Source organism: Peribacillus sp. NPDC097198 (assembly GCF_044762055.1).
Taxonomy (GTDB): Bacteria; Bacillota; Bacilli; order Bacillales; family DSM-1321; genus Peribacillus.
In genome coordinates this window covers 1-1908 of record NZ_JBIWDO010000029.1, presented here as the reverse complement: position 1 = coordinate 1908, position 1908 = coordinate 1, and the positions used below count along the sequence as shown (strand labels likewise).

General features: G+C 38.4%; 1 protein-coding gene. It reads left to right on the top strand.

Annotated elements, in window-relative coordinates; all coding sequences use genetic code 11:
• Window positions 1-129: 129 nt before the first annotated feature.
• On the top strand, window positions 130-1908 hold a 1779-nt coding region (locus ACIQXQ_RS20765; protein ID WP_483878348.1), incomplete at its 3' end, for an IS1182 family transposase.

Sequence of the window (1908 nt, the reverse complement as noted above, 5' to 3'; positions counted from 1 at the left end):
GGGGCTGTCCCAAAAGTCAGGAAAATGACTTTTAGGGCAACCCTTTTTTTATGAAATTTATGCACAAAAAAATCGCCCTTTTTAGTAAAATGAAGTTACCACACACCATTTACGAAAGGACGATTTTTTATGAGCAATCCAAAGATCACTACAGAAAATTATAACATGGAACAAACTATACTACCACTCACCATTCAAGAGGAAACTACCGTTCCTCAAAAACGAAATTCTACACCTACTTTTATTCCCTATGATAACCAACAAACCACTGTTATTTTTGACATTCAGGATCTCATTCCGGTTCACCACGTGGCGCGTGTGATTGATCAAATGATTGAATCAGTAGAAGATAATGTCTTTTTTGAGCACTATAATGGTGGCGGACGTAGCTCTTACCATCCTAAAATGATGACGAAAGTCATTTTGTATGCCTATTCTCAAAAAGTCTATTCCTGTCGTGAAATCGCCAAACTGGTTAAAGAAAATATCCCAACAATGTGGCTGGCTGCCTTGCAAAAACCGGATTATCGAACGATTAATCGATTTCGCACACAACAAATGGATAAGCTCCTTCCGAAGCTATTTGAAGAAATGATCCATCAACTAATAGAAGAAAAGCACGTCACAATGGAGAACTATTTTCTAGACGGAACAAAGATTGAAGCAAGCGCAAACAAGTATTCATTTGTGTGGAAAAAGGCGACGACCAAATTTGAGGCGAAGCTGCAAGAAAAAATCGAAGAAACGTACCAACAGATTCAGACCATTGCAAATGAAGAGGGTCTTGAACTGTCTACTCAAGATGAAACCTCCTCATTAACGGCAGAGGAAAAACTAACTCAAATAGAAAAAGCATTAGTGGAAAAAGTTGAAAAGGAAACGAATGGTATCCAACTTGAAGAAGATGTCCAGGTACGAAAAGAAAAACGACGGGAACTCAGTCCGGTTAAGAAACTATTGAAATTAGTGCGCGAAGACTTAGGTCCACGATTAGTAAAATATAAACAACAAAATGCTCTATTTGGCGATCGAAATAGTTATTCTAAAACCGATACGGATGCGACATTTATGCGAATGAAAGATGATCATATGAATAACGGACAACTAAAACCTGGTTATAATATTCAAATGGCAACGGAAAATCAATTCATTCTTTTTTATACGATACATCAACGCCCAACTGATACGCGTTGTTTCAAGCCGCATATAGAGGCACTGAAGAATACATCGCTACCATTCCCGAAAAACGTCATCGCAGATGCCGGCTATGGCAGTGAAGAAAACTATCTCTACTCTTTGGAAGAAGAATTTGAAGCTTTGATTCCTTACAATACTTTTTTAACGGAACAAAAACGGAGCTATAAAAAAGATATTCGTCATGCGAGTAACTGGGCATATGATGAACAAAAGGATGAATACACCTGTCCAAATAACCGTAAGGTTTTATTTAAGCGTTACTCGACCCGTACGGATAAAAATGGATTCACACGTGACTTTAAAATTTATGAATGTGAGGATTGTACGGATTGCCCATTAAAATCTCAATGTACAAAGGCGACAGGAAATCGCCAAGTGCATGTTAATCCAGTTTATGAAGAATTAAAAGCGAAAGCAAAAGTGAACCTTTGGTCTGAATCGAATGCACAACTTTACGCTCGACGAAAAATCGAGGTAGAGAGTGTTTTTGGTCATATCAAGGGCAATAGGTCGTTCCGTCGCTTTTCGCTTCGGGGCTTAGCGAAAGTACAAACGGAGTTTGGCATCGTAGCCATGGCACATAATTTACTGAAGATAGCTGGGTTACGTCAGCTACTTTCAGTAAATTATTATAGAAATAGAAAAACAGGTGGAGAAAAACAACTCGTTTTTCTCCACCTGTTTTATTTTAGGGACTTATTAGACAGCCCC